The following is a 16,103-nucleotide window of genomic DNA, read 5'->3' as shown; positions in this document are numbered from 1 at the left end:
CCCGAAGGTCGTGCGCCGAAAGCGCGGCCCAGACAGAGGGGGAGACCTTATGACGATTTCGAGAAGCCGTGCCGCGCTGGCGTTCCTTGGCAGCAGCGCCCTATCCGCCATGCCGGCGCATGCCGCCCTCCAGCCGTCCGAACCCGGTTACAGTTCCGATCAGCCGAGGCAAGAATCGTCGGAAGATGCCGGCGACGAGCCCATCGTCGTGACCGGTTCGCACATACGCGGCGCCGCAATAGCTTCGCCAGTCATCACCATCGGCCGCGACAGCATCGAAAAGGCGGGGCAGAACGATCTCGGCGAAGTGGTGCGCAACGTTCCCCAGAATTTCAGCGGTGGCCAGAATCCGGGGATCGGAACCGGAGGCGGCCTCGCCAACGGCAATCTCGATTCCTCGTCGCAGCTCAACCTTCGCGGCCTCGGACCCGATGCAACGCTCACCCTGCTCAACGGCCACCGCCTGCCCTATGGCGGCGCTTTCGCCGGGATCGACATCTCGGCGATTCCGGTCGCGGCGGTCGAACGACTCGAAATCGTCCCGGACGGCGCCTCGGCCCAATATGGCTCGGATGCCGTCGCGGGCGTCGCGAACATCATCCTGCGCCGCGACTTCGAAGGCATCACGACGACGGCTCGCCTCGGCGCCGCCTCCTCGGGCGGCCTTCTCCAGCAAGGTGCGGATGCGGTGGCCGGCACGGGCTGGTCGAGCGGCCATGTCATGCTCGCCTATCAGTTCGCGAAAAACAGCGCGATCACGGCCCGGCAGCGCGACTTCGCCGGATCCTTGCCGCAAGGCAATGATCTATATCCCGCCATCCGCCAGCACAGCGCCCTATTGAGCGGTCGCCAGACGCTCGGCGCGGGGGTCGAGTTCGATATCGACATCGTCTTCAGCGACCGTCGCTCGCTGACGGTCGGCGGCAACCTCACCGCCGCCGGGTGGCAGCGCCTGATCTTCTCGCCGACCGCGCGAAGTTTCAGTATCGCCCCAGAACTTGCGGTCGAACTCGGCGGCGACTGGATGGCGCGCGCGTCGATCGTGTATGGCAAAAGCGACAGTCGCTATCATAGCGCGTTCGAGCCGACCGCGGGGCCGCGCACCTTGACGACCGGCTGCTTCTGCAACAGCGCGCTCAACGCCGAACTCCTGTTCGACGGATCGCTGTTCGCGCTCCCCGGCGGCGATGTCCGCGTCGGGTTCGGCGGCGGGTATCGCTCGAACAAGCTGCGCTATTCGCAGGTCCGTGACGGGAGGTTGACCTCGGCTTTCGACGTCAACCGCGACAGCCATTTTGTCTTCGGCGAAGCGAATATCCCGCTCGTCGGCCCGGCGCAGCAGCTCGCGCTCGTCAACCGGCTGACGGTCAGCGCAGCCCTCCGTTACGAAGATTATCCCGGCATGGGCCGCGTCACGACACCGAAGCTCGGGCTGGTGTACGAACCCGTCCACGATATCGCGATCAAAGCGTCGTGGGGCCGATCATTCAAGGCGCCCACGCTCTACCAGCAATATGTTGGCTATGAGACCTATCTCCTACCGGCGAGCAACTATGGTGCCGCGCCCTCGGGCACGATATTGTACGCGAGCGGCGGCAATCCGGCGCTGCGGCCCGAACGGGCACGAAGCTGGTCGGCGGGGATCACCTTCGAGCCGACGCCCGCGCTCCGGCTCTGGGCCAGCTATTTCAACGTCCGCTATCGCGACCGCGTCGCCCAGCCGGTTCCCGGTTCGATCGCCTCGGCCTTCAGCGACCCCGGCTATGCCACGCTGATCGACCGCGATCCGTCGGCAGATCTGCTCACCGATCTCATCGAAGGCTCGATTTCCGGCCTCACCAATTTCACCGACGAAGCCTATGATCCGGCAGCGGTCGCTGCGCTCGTCGACAATCGCAACCGCAACATCGCGCGTCAGCATATCGAAGGCGTCGACCTCGGCGCCTCGTACCGCTTCGACGTCGATAGCGACCGGCGTTTCGATATCAGCGGATCGCTGACCTATCTTAAAAGCGAACAGCAGCTGGCCGACACGCTGCCGGGCAGCCAGCTGGCGGGAACGGTTTTCAACCCGCCGCACTGGCGCGGCCGAGCTGGCGTGTCGTGGCAAGGCTCGGGCTATACGATTTCGGCGTTCGGCAATTATACCGGTAAGCTCGCCGACCGGCGGTTCGCGACCCCGACGATCTTGCCGTCGGCGGTCACGCTCGACCTCACCGCGCAGATCGCCGTCAGCGCGGCGCCCGGCCGCCCGCCGGCCTTCGATCTCACTCTCGTCGTCAACAATCTCTTCAACGACCGGCCGCCGGCCATCGGCACCAATGGGTCGAGCGACACGCCCTATGACTCGACCAACTATTCTCCGATCGGCCGCTTCGTCGGCGTGAAAGTTTCGCGGACATGGTAGTGCTCGCTGTCACCATGTCCGCGGCGCTCGCGGCGCAGGTTCCCCTTGCTTCGGATCCCTGCGCCGCGTTTGCCGACGATAACCCACGCAGCGAGGCCGGGCGACCGGTCGGCGTGCACGACCTCGCCACCATCGCCGACATCGGCCAGGCAAGCCCGCACGATGTCGCGAACTCCCCGTTCGGCGTCTCGCCCGACGGTCGCTCGATTGCCTTCGTCGTGCGCCGCGCGAACCCGGAAACGAACAGCTACTGCCAGCGACTGCTGGTTGCACCGTTGACCGATGCGGGTGCGGTGCGCGAGCTCGACCGCGGCGGCGAATTTATCCGCATGCTCACCCCGGTGCGAAAATTCGCCGCGGTCGAATCGGGCGTCGCCGATGTGATCTCGCCGCGCTGGTCGCCCGACGGGCGGACGGTAGCCTATGCCAAACAGGTCGGCGGCGACGTCCAGATCTGGACCGCAGCGGCTTCGGGCGGTCCGGCGGTCCAGGCCACTAAACTCGACTTCCGGCCCGAAAATTTCACCTGGAGCTCCGACGGCGCGGGTTTCATCGTGGCCGGGCGTCCGGCGATCGCGGCCGAAAAGGCCAGGATCGATGCCGAAGGCCGCAAGGGATGGCTCTACGACGGACGTATCGCCCCGTTCGTGTCGAACCGGCCGCAGGTTCGGGGGACGTTCCCGATGGAATATTTCCATGTCGATGTCCGCACCGGGCAGCGCCGCCCTGCCCGTCCGGACGAGATCGCGCGGGTCGATCCCGAAGCCGATCCGGGCAAACCGGCAGGGGCCGGCCTTTTTGCTGCCGGCAAGTCCGGCGGCCAGACCTGGACCGAAGCCAAATCACCGGACAAGCTCCTCAGTCCCAAGAGGCTCCTCGTGCGATGGCGCGACGGTACCCGCAGCCTCTGCGACGACGATATTTGTTCGACCATTCGCAGGCTGGGATGGTCTGACGATGGCGCGACGATCTACTTCCTCGCGCGCCAGGGCTGGGCGAAATCGGCCACGTCGGTCTTCCAGTGGCGGATGGGCGCGCCGCGTCCGCGCGAACTGCTGTCGACCGAGGATGTGCTGATTGGCTGCGAAGGGCACGGACAAGAGCTGATCTGCGCGCGCGAGGGATCGCGCAGGCCGCGGCGCCTCGTCGCGATCGATCTCGCGAACGGCCAGGAGCGGGTGATCTTCGATCCCAATCCGCAGTTTGCCAACCTGCAGCTCGGCGAGGTGCGCCGCCTGCGCTACAAGACCGCGTTCGGAACCGAGGCCTTCGCCGACCTTGTCCTGCCGCCAGGCTCGAAACCGGGCGACAGGCATCCGCTCGTCGTCGTGCAATATAATAGCGAGGGCTTCCTGCGCGGCGGGACCGGCGACGAGGTGCCGGTCCATGTCCTTGCCGGGCGCGGCATTGCCGTCCTGAGCTTCGAGCGGCCGTTCGGCGCGCCGGGAACAGAGGAGGCGAAGACCGAACTGGAATATCGACAGCTCGTCCGCCGCAACTGGTTCGACCGCCGGAACGTCCAGTCCGCGATCGAGACAGCCATTGCAGGAGCCGTGGCGACCGGCCGGATCGATCCCGACAGGCTTGGCATAAGCGGTTTCAGTGAAGGCACGGCCGCGACCCAATGGGCGCTCATCAACAGCCGGTTGTTCAAGGTCGCCGCGCTCGGCATATGCTGCGAAGACAAGGTCGCAATCGCGATGAACGGCGGAATCGACTATGAGGATTTTTTGCGCGAGATGGGTCAGCCGATCTATTCCTATGAGAAGGAAGATTATTGGGCGCCGCTCTCGCTGATGCAGAATGCCGAACGGATCGACGCGCCGATCCTTGTCCAGAGCGGCGAATATCTTCTGGGCCTCGACGTGCTTGCGGAATTCCGGCGCCTGGGCAAGGTCATGGAGCTGCATGTTTTCGACAATGAGCCGCACGTCAAGTTCCAGCCGCAGCATCGGCTTGCCATGTACGACCGCGTCGTCGACTGGTTCACCTTCTGGTTGAAAGCGGAGCGCGACTGCAACGCGGAAAAGGCCGCGCGATATGAACGGTGGCTCGCGATGCCGGGCGCGCCGCCGACGCTATTGTGCGCCGGAGGAACCCCGCCCATCCCATGACCGTGCCCAGGCTTCAGCCTCGGAGAGTTCGAGCAGCCGGTACAGCAGCTGGCCGCGCGTAACCGCCGGATCATCGAGCGCCGCCTCCACGGCAGCAGCATCGATGATCCGGTTGTCGCGCAGCGCGCCACCCAGAAGGAGGTCGCGGAGGACCGGCCGTCCGAACTCGAAGACCTCCGCGGTCAGGCTTTCGGGTCCGGATTTGGAACGCCGAGCAATCACTGGGGCGGGAAGCGCAGTGCTGAACGCCTCGCGCGCGATAGCGCGGTTGATCCCGCCGCGGCACCAGTCCCACGTCGGGATACGCAGGCAGGTTTCGACGATCGGCTGGGCGAGCAGAACCGGAATGGCGGGCGGAAGGACTCCTCGATCATATCCCTCGAGATGGTTCTGGATCCCGACGATCAAGTCAATGTGAGCGCGTTTGCCGGGGAGGCGGGCAGTTTTGTCCTGACAACACATAACGTCTTCGAGCCAGGGCGTGAGTAGCGGAGACCACTCCATCCCCTGTCGATCGGCATCGATCAGGCGCAGATCGGGGTTCGGTCCGCGTGGCGACCGCCGAACGAGCAACGACAAGGTCGCGCGCATCATCGTTGCGAGATCGCATTGTGTCACCCGGCACATATCGACAAAGGTGCGGGCAACGCCGCGGCGCTCGCGCGCGCTGCGCAACCGGTCGACGATGGGCGCGGCGGAGTGCAGGTAGCAAAAGACATTGTCTCCACCGTTGCCGGTGAAGATGGCATCGAAGCCGTGCGCCCCCACCTCCGCGCGATAAGCGCGCTCGATTTCCTGCATGAACTGCCTGCCGACGGGGCGCGGCAAGTGCGTCGATCCCGACTTGGACAGATCGATCTGCTCAACCTCGTACCGATGCTCGAGCAAGGCCGCGCTGGTCTGTCTCGCGACCAGACGCGCATAAGCGCGCTCGTCGCCGCTCGGATCGTCGGTATACATTGTGAGCGCGGTGAAACGCTGTCCGCTGGCGGCAAGCGCCGCGCAGACGACCGAGGAATCCAGGCCGCCCGACATTCCCACGACGATATTGTCGAATCCGCTTCCGACAGCGGCGATGCTCGAGCAGACGCTGTCGCGCAGCGCAGCAACGGCTTGATCCGAGGATATCCGGCACGCCGCGCCCGTGAAGGTCCAAGGCGTCCAGAGGCGCCGCTCGGACCGCCCTTCTTTGCCGAAGCATGTCAGGACGCCGGGCGGCAGTTCTTCAATGCCTTCGATGCAGGTCGCGCGCCGCCGAATCCCCGGCGTCTGCAGAAATTCGGACAGACGATCCCAGTCGACTGTGCCTCGCGCTATCCGAGCCGCCTCGAGCGTGGCAATGTCCGAGGCCAGGAAGATGATGTCCCCGAACTGGCGGATGTAGCAAGGCATGAGTCCTGTTGGATCGCGCAATATTCGCCAGCCCTCCGCCCCGGAGACGAGCGCCAGATAAGACCCCCAAAAATCCTCGACAAGAATCGCGGGCGATGTGTCCACCCGCGCCGCAACGTTATCCGCTATCGCAGCGACTGGACGGGACCCGCTGCGGTCGAACAGCTGCCCGAGGACGACCGTGCGGCGATCTGACGCCCAGACCAGCGTCGATGCGTCGCTGCACCAGAGCGCCGGCGCAGCCGCGCGCGTCAGTTCGGAGCTGCCGACCAGCGAAATCGGCTTGCCGCCTTTTCCGGGGCGCCGCGGGAGTGCGAGCAGATAGCGAAACGCGCTCATGCAAAGAAGATCGGCGTGTAGCGCGCGACTTCATCGGGCGTCTCGTTCAGGACGATGTCACCCGACTGCACCCAGGCATGCGCGGCAAAAGGCTGGGCGCGAACGCCGATAACGAGCAGGGCATCGCATCGCAGGTCGGCAAGCCGGCGCGCCATCGCGAGCGAACGCGACAGACAGCGGTTTGCCGGCGCTCGAAAGAGCTTGGCCCTTTCATAGGCCCGCACGGCGCGAGCGGGCGCGTCATCCAGTAGCGGAGTCGCCAAGGTCCGCCCGACTTTCGCTTTTTCATAGGATGCAATGAGCGCCCCCAGCCGCCCCAGTCGCAATTGCTGCGACACGCCGATGTCCGAGACGAGGGCCCGTGCCACCTCGAAACCGCCCGGCCCTCCTGCGCCGAGCGCGTCGAGACCGGACGTGCCGGCGACGAGCCGCGGGCGGGACAGGCTCTGTCTGAAAATCGCCGGGCGCAGCAGCCCCGCTTCGATCAGCGGCGGTGCCGTCGATCCGGCAGAAAGGGGGTCGTCGACCAGATTGCGGAAATGATCCTCCAACCGGGCCGGAAGGCGAAAATAGCGATCCGTCTTGAGGTCGAGAAAGATGAAGGCTGAAGCCGCCTCGCAAAAATGGAGGCCGGGACGAAGCGCAAAGCCCATGTCGAAGCCAAGAACGGGCGCGCGCCGGTGAAACGCGCGCCCGATCCCCTCAGTCCTCGGCGATGCCCGAGACGAACTTCAGCAGGGTGCCGCCCGGATCCTGGTCGATCCGCCCCTGCCCCTTGGTTTCTTCCGAAGCGACCCCGAGTTCGATGAGGTCATCGTCACGATCATGGACATTCTGCATGGCATGTTTCCTTTCCAATCTGCGACCGGAATGAGTCGCAAGGAAAAGTTATGCCGAGGCAAAAGGGCATTCCATTTTATAAACTGTTTATTTTCTCGGTAGCCCATACCCGAAAAAGGTGACCGGGCTGAGAAAACACGCTTCCGGAGCGCGTACTGGCGCCTTTAGCGATAGGCTTGGACATTCGCGTCAGAACCCGGTCACGCTCCTTTACTGCAAAGGTGCTGTTTTAATGTGATGACGTAGCCGAACTACCGCAACCGAAACTGGACCCGTTGATGGGTCGATCTTGGGACGCGGCCGCTCCGGCGCATCGTGCGGCAACGACGATGCCGAATAGAACAAGCAGCGTAGGCTCGCTGTCGCAGCGCCCGTCGGGAATGGCGTAGCGAAAGGCCTCGCTGCCATCGTTCTTGATCCGGTACGCTATTTCGAGGGAAATGTGCGCCCGGATCGCCCGGAAGATGTCGAGCAGGTCGCACGGCGTGATTTCGCACATGTCCTTGTCGCCGATGATTGGGAACTCGTCCCATTCGAGAGGGCGGATGATATGCGCGGCATATTCGAGAACCCAGGCGAGCTGACGCGCGACCAGCCATTCGCGGGCGATCTCCTCGAAGCTGTTGCCGTCCGCTACGGGCGTGGCAGCGGCTTCCTTCAGCCGTTCTAATGGGCGGCTCGAACAGTTTCCCCGGCTTTTTGCGGCGCATTTGCAAGCCGAGCCTTCCATGACGGAAAGCCCGCGTATCAGAAATAATATATTTCAGTATATATTTTTACCAGTCCATATGCCTTAGCATATGTTTCTTGCCAAATGCTCACATATCATATATCCAGGCATATTCTTTGACGTGATTATATGTTAGAAAATATAATGAACGACGATCTGAGCTTTGCCGAGACCTTCAAACGGGCCCGGCGCGCGCGCGGACTGACGCAAGCCGAACTCGGCGCACGGGTCGGCATCCCACAGAGCCATATTTCAAAGATCGAAAAGGGCAGCGTCGACATCAAGCTGTCGAGTCTGACCGAAATCGCGCGCGCGCTCGATCTTGAAGTGACGCTCGTCCCGCGCCGCGCGCTCCCCGCGATCGAAAGCAGCGTGCGAGCACTCGGCGGCGCGGACGAAACCAGCCGTGCGATCGCCGCGCTGGATGAGCAACTCGATCTTGCCGAAAGGATCGAGCAGAAATTCCCGGAGCTTAGCGAAACCGAGAAGTTCGAGACCGCGGTCCGCAATCTCAAATATCTCTCCTACACCCCGCCGCTGTGGAAGGCGCTGAACGAGATCCTGCGCCCCTCCCGCGAAATCCGCAAGACGCTCGACGCGCTCGGGCATCCCGGGACGCTGGCACCCTATCTCAGCAGCACCACCGCCGCGCTGCGCTCGCTGCGCAACGAAGCCGCGCATCAGCCGGCCCTCCCCGCTCCCCAGCGTCCCGCGCACCGTCTCGACGACGAGGATGACGCATGATCGATGCCGCCGCCCTCGACATTCTCCTCCACGGCACGCGGATCGGTACGATCGCGCGGCTCGATGGCGACAGGAGCATCTTCTCGTTCGACGCGGCCTATGCTGTCGATCCCGAGCGCGCGACGCTATCGCTCGCCTATCGCGACACCCATGGCGCGCTCATCGACCAGCCGCGCGCCTATCAGACGCGGATCGAGCCCTTCTTCTCGAACCTCCTCCCCGAGGGAACGCTTCGCGATTATCTCGCGCGGCGCGCCGGCGTCAAAAGCCTCCGCGAATATCTCCTCCTCGCGCAACTGGGGGCCGATCTTCCGGGCGCGGTCACGGCGGTGCCGGTCGAGGGTTGGGATGCTCCGGGCGAGGCCAATGCGGAAGGTATCGCGGCTGAGGCCAGGCATGCGCTCCGCTTCTCGCTCGCCGGCGTGCAGCTCAAATTCTCGGCGGTGAAAAACCAGGGACGCGGCGGCGGTCTCACCATCCCGGTGACCGGCACCGGCGGCGACTGGATCATCAAGCTGCCCTCGGCGCGTTTCCCGAGCGTCCCCGAGAATGAATATGCCGCCATGCTGCTCGCGCGCCGCATCGGCATCCATGTTCCCGATGTCGACCTCGTCGCGATCGACAGCATCGCGGGCCTGCCCGAAGGCATCCACCGCTACGGCGCCACGGCCTTTGCGATCCGGCGCTTCGACCGCAGCCCCGACGGCCCGGTGCATATCGAGGATTTCGCGCAGGTCTTCGGCGTCTACGCCGACGATAAATATGAGAATGCGAGCTATCGCAGCATCCTCTCCGTGCTCGCGATCGAGAGCGATGAGGAAAGCGCCGTCCAATTCATTCGCCGCCTCACCTATTCGGTGCTGATCGGCAATGGCGACATGCATCTCAAGAACTGGTCGCTGATCTATCCCGACCGGCGGCGCCCGATCCTGGCGCCCGCCTATGATCTGCTTTCGACGCTGCCCTATACCGCCGACGAGGAGGCCGCGCTCAAATTCCATCGTTCGCGCGCATGGGAGAGCTTCACCTTCGGCGAGCTCGAGGCGATCGCCGGCAGGGCGCGACTCCCGGCGGCACTAATCGTCCGGACAGCGCAAGAAACGGCCGAGCATTTCGATGCGGTATGGAGCGAGGAGAAAGACCAACTTAGCTTCACGCCCGATGTCATCGAAGCGATCGAACGACACCGCAGGCGCCTTGCCATCTGACGGCCGGGCTCGCCGGGCGCTGGATCTGGCCCGGGATCCGAACACTTCCCGACGTGGGTGTCGCGGGCACCTGCCAAATCCCGCCGCCGCCTGGCCAGACCGGGGCCGATCCTCGATCGCCTTGGCGCCAACGGCGGCGCGCGGTAGGATCGCCATATGCACGGAACCAACCTCCCCGCCGAATTCGACGCCATCCGCGAGCGGCTCCAATATCGCGAGATCCTCACGATCCTCGACGAACAAGGCACGACCAACGACAAGCTCCTCTATCGCTGGCTGATCCATGTTGGCATTGCCGTACCCGCGCGAAAACTGGAGACGATGTTTGATCGCCTCGACAATGAGGGCCTGACCCGATCGCAGCGTATCGAGACGACAAGGGTGATCGAGATGACGCGCGAGGGCAAGGAAGTGGCCAGCGGCATCACGAACCTCGACTGGGTCGAGCCGCCCGAGCCGCCGGCCCTCTAGAGGCCGCGGCCGGACATGCCCTTTGCCTCGGCCTCGTCGAGATAGTCTGCCCACCATTGCATCATCGGGCGGCGATGCGCGAGATAGCGCGCCGAATTATAAGCCGCGCGTACGCCCTGGGGCTGGTGCGCGAGTTGCATCTCGATCCAGTCGGGCTCGAACAGGCCGCTTTCGTTGAGCACTGTGCTCGCGAGCGACCGGAACCCGTGCACGGTCGCTTTCCCGCGAAGGCCCATGCGGTACATGATGTCGAGCATGCGGTTCTCGCTGATCACGAGCGATTTTGAAATGGGGACCGGGAAGAGATAACGGCCGAGCCGCCTGTTGCCGGCGGCACGATAGACGTTGAGCTCTTGTATCTCATGATAGAGCGAGATCGCTTGCCGCGGCAGCGGCACCAGATGCTCGCTCCGCATCTTCATCCGCTCGGGCGAGATGCGCCACATCGCGTTGTCGCCATCCATATCCTCGAACTCTTCGAATTCGGCGAAACGCGTTTCCTGGGTGCGCACCATGGTCATGATGGTCCAGCGCAGCGCCAGATGACTGAGCCGCTCGCCGGTGTCGGCGTTGAACTTCACGAAGAAGTCCGGGAGATCCTTGGCCGCCACCTTCGAGTGGTGCCTGACCGGCTTTTTCTTCGCCATCGCCGGGCTGAGATCGCGACAGGGGTCGCTGTCGCAGCGCCCGTCGGGAATGGCGTAGCGAAAGACCTCGCTGCAGTAATTCTTGATCCGGTGTGCCGTCTCGAACGACCCCCGCGCCTGTATCGAGCGAAAGATGTCAAGCATCTCGCGCGGAGTGATCGCGGCGATGTCCTTGTCGCCAATGACGGGAAACACGTCATTCTCGAGGCGGCTCACGATCCGCGAGCCATATTTGGGGACCCAGGAGAGCATGCGCGCCTCCAGCCATTCACGCGCGACCTCTTCGAAGGTGCTACCCCGGGCAACGACAGCGGCAGCCGCTTCCTTTTTCCGCTCCTTGGACGGGTCGAGACCAAGGGCGAGTTGATGTTTCATCTTGTCGCGCCAGGCCCGGGCGTCGGCGAGCGTCGTCTGGGGATATCGTCCACCTGAAAGGAGCTTGGCTTTGCCCGCATGGCGATAGGCGAAGCGCCACAGCTTCGACCCATTGGCCTCGACGTAAATGAAGAGGCCGCCGCCGTCGGCCTTCTTGTATCGCTTCGCCTCCGGCCTCAGCGCCTTCAACGCAATATTGGTGAGCATGAACCTGTCTCCACACATGGGTGAAACCGGCTCGAATTTCCTACCCCAAAAAACTGGGGTAGGACCCGATTTCCTACCCCAAAAATGACAAAAACAGGCTTAGGCTGCAAGGGGGGCAGCTGGGACGAACTGGGACTAGCCCATTATGTAACCCGCTGATTTCCTTGTTTTTACGTGGGACGTCCTGGGTCCCTGTGGGCCCCCTTGGGACCCCGGCCTGGCAGGGGCAGCAGGATTCGAACCCGCGACCCTCGGTTTTGGAGACCGATGCTCTACCAGCTGAGCTATACCCCTAGGCCGGACGCCGCCCTTAGCCGCATCGGGGGCGGGTGCGCAAGGGGATTGCATCGGCACGTCACAATGCGCCGACCGGCAAGATCGATAGCTTGCAAAGCATTCTCAGGCTGATATGCGCTGGCCGCACATGACCGCCGCCCCGCATCCCGAGGTTCCGCAACATTATCTGGGCGGCATCGCGCTCCGCCTGCTCGCGATGGCGAGCCTGTCGGCCATGTTCGTGCTGGTGAAGATGGCCGCGGAGGCGGACATCCACATCGTCGAAAGCCTGTTCTGGCGGCAGGCCATCGTGCTCCCGCTACTCGTCGGCTGGGCGATGACGCATGGCGGGCTGTCGATGTTCCGCACCCACCGCCCCGGCACCCACGCGCGCCGCGCGATGATGGGGCTGACCGGCATGGCGCTCAATTTCGGCGGCATGATTTTTCTGCCGATGGCCGAGGCGACGACGATCAACCTGTCGGTGCCGATCTTCGCGGTGATCTTTGCCGCGCTGTTCCTCCGCGAGCCGACCGGCTGGCAGCGCTGGAGCGCCGTGCTCATCGGCTTTCTCGGCGTGCTCGTCGTGCTCAACCCGACCACGGTCGTCGCGAGCGGATTTCGCGGCGACCATGGCCTCGGCACGCTGATCGCGCTCGGCGGCGCGATCATGACCGCGCTCATCACCATCCAGGTCCGCGACCTCAGCCGCACCGAAAGCCCGATGTCGATCGTCTTCTGGTTCAGCCTGATCTCGCTCGTCCCGCTGAGCGTGGCGCTGCCCTTCGTGATGACGCCGCATAGCGCGTCCGAATGGGCGATACTGATCGGGCTCGGCCTGCTCGGCGCGGTCGTGCAGATGTCGCTGACCGGGGCGCTGCGGCTCGCCCCCGTGGCGGTGGTGACGCCGATGGACTATTCGAGCCTGCTGTGGGCAATCGCCTTCGGCTGGTATTTCTTCGGCACCTTCCCCGCCGACACGACCTGGGTGGGTGCGCCGTTGATCATCGCGAGCGGGCTGTTCATCGCCTGGCGCGAGCACCGGCTGCACATCGAACGGCAGAAGGACATCACCGCATGAACCCCGCGCCCATCCTCTATCATTGCCCCGACGCGCGGTCGCTGCGCTGCCTGTGGGCGGCCGAAGAGGCGGGGATGGAGATCGACCTTCGCGTCCTGCCCTTCCCGCCGCGCGCCTTCGCCCCCGACTATCGCGCGGTGAACCCGCTGATGACGGTGCCGGGCTGGGTCGAGAACGGGCGGCTGATGACCGAATCGGCGGCGATCTGCGAGCGCATCGCCGACGGGACGCCGCTCGAGGTGTGCCGAAACGAGGCCGATTACTGGGCCTATCGCAACTGGCTGCACCGGAGCGACGCGACGCTGACCTTCCCGCTCGCGATCATGATCCGCTACACGCGTGTCGAGCCCGAGCGACGCCGGCTCGCGCAGGCGGTCGAGGATTACAGGGCCTTCTTCGGCGGCCGGGCCAAAAGCATCGAGGCGGCGCTGGCCGACGGGCGCGAGTGGCTCGTCGCGGGGCGCTTCACCATCGCCGACATCGCGATCGGCTATGCGGTCTTCCTCGCGACCACGCTGGATGCCGAGGATATGCTGGGCGAAGCCACGAAGTCATGGCTGGCGCGCTGCATGGCGCGCGACGGCTTCGCGCGGGCGCGTGCGAGGCAGAACGTGGGCCAAGCGGAATGAAAAAGGGCCGCGGTTTCCCGCGGCCCTTCGATTTTCTCGTCGCCGACGCTTATTCGAAATCGGCGCCACCACCGGCCGGACTGCGCGGCGGAGCCGCGGCGGTCAGGCGCAGCGCTTCGGCCGACCGGCTGATCGAGCTGATTTCGTCGGGGGTGTCGTCGTCGTCGACCACGACCTTCTGCAGCGTGCCGACGAGCGATTCCTGCAGTTCCTTCGGGCGCACGGTCTGCTCGGCGATCTCGCGCAGCGCGACGACCGGATTCTTGTCGCGGTCGCGATCGACGGTCAGTTCCGAACCGCCCGAAATCTCGCGGGCGCGATGCGCCGAGAGCAAAACCAGATCGAAACGGTTGGACACTTTGTCGACGCAATCTTCGACGGTAACGCGGGCCATGGTAATTCCTTGATCGAGGAGAGGCCAGCACCCCTGTGGGTCTGGCGGCAAGCGCTGCGCGCTAGCAGCAGGCCCCGCAAATGTCAATCGAACCGCTCGCTTGGTGGTGACTCGGTTTGAAGGCAAGCGTGCGATTTTTCTTTCTTCGTCACCCCGGACTTGATCCGGGGTCCCGCTAAACGACGGGAAAGCGGGACCCCGGATCAAGTCCGGGGTGACGAGGCAGGGAACGGCGCCTTCCAAATCCAAACGGAGTCACCACCGCTCGCTTGCCCGCGCCGCGGCGCGCGGCCTATGAGCGGGACATGATCGACGCCGCTTCCGCTCCGCCGCCGCAAAGACTGACGGCCGACGTGGCGGGGCACCGGCTCGAGCTGCTTTTCGACGGCACCGACCGGCTGGCGCGGCTGCGCGCGCTGATCGACGGCGCGGCGCGCAGCATCGACATCATCATGTATATCTTCCACGACGATCCCGCCGGGCGCGAGATCGTCGATCGGCTGGTCGGTGCCGCAGAGCGCGGCGTGCGGGTACGCGCGGTGATCGACAGCTTCGGATCATCGAACACGCCCGACAGCCTGTTCGCGCCGCTCCGCGCCGCGGGCGGCGAGGTCATCTTCTTTTCGCGCCGCTGGCGATCGAGCTATCTGATCCGCAATCACCAGAAGCTGATCCTGTTCGACGGGCGGATCGCCGTCACCGGCGGCTTCAACATCGCCGAACATTATCTGGGCCCGCCGGGCCGGAAATGCTGGTTCGACCTCGGATTGGTGGTCGAAGGGCCGTCGGTCGCCAGGGCCGAGGCATGGTTCGAGCAGATCCACGCCTATACCGTGACGAAGGACGGCAAGCTCCTGGTGCTGCGCCGGATGATCCGCGAGTGGCCGGTCGCGAGCGGTCCGGTCGCATGGCTCGTCGGAGGGCCCACGCAGCGGCTTTCGCCCTGGGCGCGCGCGGTGCGGCGCGATCTCGACCAGGCCCGGCGGCTCGACATGGCGATGGCCTATTTCTCGCCCGGCCAGGGCATGCTCCGACGGCTCGGGCGCGTCGCGCGGCAGGGCCATGCCCGCTTCGTCATGGCCGGCAAGTCGGACAATGCCGCGACCGTCGGCGCGTCGCGGCTGCTCTACGGCTATCTGCTGCGCAAGCGGGCCGAGATCTGGGAATATCAGCCGTGCAAGCTGCACCTGAAGCTGATCGTGATCGACAATGTCACCTATATCGGATCGGCCAATTTCGACGCGCGCAGCCTGTTCGTAAACGTCGAGGTCATGCTGCGCATCGACGATGCCGAATTCGCCGCGACGATGCGCGATTTCGTCGCCGGGCTGGAACCCGATTGCGAGGTGATAACGCGCCAGTCGCACAAGGCCCGCGCTGGCTGGCTTACGCGACTGCGCTGGACGCTTGCCTGGTTCGTCGTCGGGGTTGCCGACTATACGGTGTCGCGCCGACTCAATTTCGGGCTCGCCGAACCCGACCTCGAAACGGTCTGAACCCTCGCGGTCCTAGTCTTTCCAGCCCCAGAAGAGGAAGCAGGGTGGGACATTCACCCACTCGAACGCATTGTCGATGCGCTGGAAATGCGCCGCGAGGAAATCGCGCGCGCGCGCGCGGAACTGATAGACGAGAAAGGCGCCGCCGGGGCGCAGGACGCGGTGCGTCGCCGATGCGATCGCCGGGCCGACGCCGGCAGGGAGGGTCGAGAAGGGCAGCCCCGAGAGGACATAGTCGGCCTGCTCGAAACCATGCGCCGCGATGATATCCTCGACGTCGGCCGCCGATCCATGAACCGCGATGAAGCGGCTGTCGCGAATGTCCTTGCGCAGATAGTCGATGAAATCCTCGTTGGTGTCGATCGCGATCAGCGTCGCGTCGCCGGGGAGCCGTTCGAGCACCGGGCGGCAGAAGGTTCCGACGCCGGGGCCATATTCGACGAACAATTTGGTGTTCTTCCAGTCGACCGGCCGCAGCATGTGCCGGATCAGCGTCGGCGAGGACGGGACGATCGAACCCACCATGACCGGATGCTTGATGAAGCCGCGGACGAACATGCCCCACGGCCCGAAAAAGCGTTTGAGCCGCTCGCGCACCCGGCGGGGCAGCGCGATCTTCGAGTCTTGGGCCTGCGCCCGCGGATTGGTCATGGTGGCTTTCGCGTTGTTGCGGTTTCCTCGTCGGTGGCAAAATCGGCGGCCCAGCGCAAGGAAAGATATGGGCTTGGCGCTGGACAGATCGCGCATCGCGTG

The 16,103-nt window shown here is 64.7% G+C and carries 15 protein-coding genes and 1 tRNA gene; 8 read left to right on the top strand and 8 right to left on the bottom strand.

The features are described from left to right. Positions 1-49 precede the first annotated feature (49 nt). On the top strand, positions 50-2,407 hold the full coding sequence (locus ACOTSS_RS04570) for a TonB-dependent receptor plug domain-containing protein (protein WP_448690346.1): 2,358 nt from the start codon (positions 50-52) through the stop codon (positions 2,405-2,407). Further along, positions 2,401-4,521, top strand: coding sequence for an Atxe2 family lasso peptide isopeptidase (locus ACOTSS_RS04565; protein ID WP_448690345.1), 2,121 nt, complete (start codon positions 2,401-2,403; stop codon positions 4,519-4,521). The genes ACOTSS_RS04570 and ACOTSS_RS04565 overlap by 7 nt, the downstream gene beginning before the upstream one ends. Here ACOTSS_RS04565 and ACOTSS_RS04560 read toward each other — a convergent pair. From ACOTSS_RS04560 to ACOTSS_RS04545, 4 genes are all read right to left on the bottom strand, one after another. Next, complete coding sequence (locus tag ACOTSS_RS04560; protein ID WP_448690344.1) at positions 4,486-6,252, bottom strand: asparagine synthase-related protein; 1,767 nt, start codon at positions 6,250-6,252, stop codon at positions 4,486-4,488. The two genes, ACOTSS_RS04565 and ACOTSS_RS04560, sit on opposite strands and share 36 nt — an antisense overlap. After that, positions 6,249-6,905 (bottom strand): lasso peptide biosynthesis B2 protein, encoded by a 657-nt coding sequence (locus ACOTSS_RS04555; protein ID WP_448690343.1) that lies wholly within the window; start codon positions 6,903-6,905, stop codon positions 6,249-6,251. The genes ACOTSS_RS04560 and ACOTSS_RS04555 overlap by 4 nt, the downstream gene beginning before the upstream one ends. 49 nt (positions 6,906-6,954) lie before the next feature. Continuing rightward, on the bottom strand, positions 6,955-7,092 hold the full coding sequence (locus ACOTSS_RS04550) for a benenodin family lasso peptide (protein ID WP_324075312.1): 138 nt from the start codon (positions 7,090-7,092) through the stop codon (positions 6,955-6,957). Between the two features lie 229 nt (positions 7,093-7,321). Beyond that, positions 7,322-7,822, bottom strand: a complete 501-nt coding sequence (locus tag ACOTSS_RS04545; protein ID WP_448690342.1) for a phage integrase central domain-containing protein — start codon at positions 7,820-7,822, stop codon at positions 7,322-7,324. 144 nt (positions 7,823-7,966) lie between these two features. On the opposite strand from ACOTSS_RS04545, the gene ACOTSS_RS04540 reads away from it, so the two are divergent. The 3 genes from ACOTSS_RS04540 (at position 7,967) to ACOTSS_RS04530 (ending at position 10,245) form a co-directional block, all read left to right on the top strand. Continuing rightward, on the top strand, positions 7,967-8,566 hold the full coding sequence (locus ACOTSS_RS04540; RefSeq protein ID WP_448690341.1) for a helix-turn-helix domain-containing protein: 600 nt from the start codon (positions 7,967-7,969) through the stop codon (positions 8,564-8,566). After that, positions 8,563-9,774, top strand: a complete 1,212-nt coding sequence (locus tag ACOTSS_RS04535; RefSeq protein ID WP_448690340.1) for a type II toxin-antitoxin system HipA family toxin — start codon at positions 8,563-8,565, stop codon at positions 9,772-9,774. The genes ACOTSS_RS04540 and ACOTSS_RS04535 overlap by 4 nt, the downstream gene beginning before the upstream one ends. Positions 9,775-9,930: 156 nt before the next feature. Further along, positions 9,931-10,245: a hypothetical protein gene (locus ACOTSS_RS04530; protein WP_448690339.1), complete on the top strand. Its 315-nt coding sequence runs from the start codon at positions 9,931-9,933 to the stop codon at positions 10,243-10,245. On the opposite strand, the gene ACOTSS_RS04525 is transcribed toward ACOTSS_RS04530, so the two are convergent. Together ACOTSS_RS04525 and ACOTSS_RS04520 are read right to left on the bottom strand one after the other, a co-directional pair. Beyond that, positions 10,242-11,474: a tyrosine-type recombinase/integrase gene (locus ACOTSS_RS04525; protein ID WP_448690338.1), complete on the bottom strand. Its 1,233-nt coding sequence runs from the start codon at positions 11,472-11,474 to the stop codon at positions 10,242-10,244. The two genes, ACOTSS_RS04530 and ACOTSS_RS04525, sit on opposite strands and share 4 nt — an antisense overlap. 218 nt (positions 11,475-11,692) lie before the next feature. Continuing rightward, positions 11,693-11,768: transfer RNA gene (locus ACOTSS_RS04520), tRNA-Trp, on the bottom strand. Positions 11,769-11,898: 130 nt separating this feature from the next. Here ACOTSS_RS04520 and ACOTSS_RS04515 point away from each other — a divergent pair. Beyond that, a complete protein-coding gene (locus tag ACOTSS_RS04515; protein WP_448690337.1) occupies positions 11,899-12,831 on the top strand; it encodes a DMT family transporter in 933 nt (310 codons plus the stop codon). Next, positions 12,828-13,460: a glutathione S-transferase family protein gene (locus tag ACOTSS_RS04510; protein WP_448690336.1), complete on the top strand. Its 633-nt coding sequence runs from the start codon at positions 12,828-12,830 to the stop codon at positions 13,458-13,460. Before ACOTSS_RS04515 ends, ACOTSS_RS04510 begins: the two co-directional genes overlap by 4 nt. A 49-nt stretch (positions 13,461-13,509) precedes the next feature. On the opposite strand, the gene rpoZ is transcribed toward ACOTSS_RS04510, so the two are convergent. Next, on the bottom strand, positions 13,510-13,854 hold the full coding sequence (gene rpoZ, locus ACOTSS_RS04505) for a DNA-directed RNA polymerase subunit omega (RefSeq protein WP_448690335.1): 345 nt from the start codon (positions 13,852-13,854) through the stop codon (positions 13,510-13,512). Positions 13,855-14,159: 305 nt separating this feature from the next. Here rpoZ and ACOTSS_RS04500 point away from each other — a divergent pair, with 305 nt between their 5' ends. After that, positions 14,160-15,350, top strand: a complete 1,191-nt coding sequence (locus ACOTSS_RS04500; protein ID WP_448690334.1) for a phospholipase D-like domain-containing protein — start codon at positions 14,160-14,162, stop codon at positions 15,348-15,350. Between the two features lie 12 nt (positions 15,351-15,362). On the opposite strand, the gene ACOTSS_RS04495 is transcribed toward ACOTSS_RS04500, so the two are convergent. Continuing rightward, positions 15,363-16,001, bottom strand: coding sequence for a class I SAM-dependent methyltransferase (locus ACOTSS_RS04495; RefSeq protein WP_448690333.1), 639 nt, complete (start codon positions 15,999-16,001; stop codon positions 15,363-15,365). Positions 16,002-16,103: the final 102 nt, after the last annotated feature.

The organism is Sphingopyxis sp. NJF-3 (assembly GCF_053514865.1).
The sequence above is the reverse complement of the archived record's forward strand: the minus strand, read 5'-3'. Positions and strand labels throughout refer to the sequence as shown.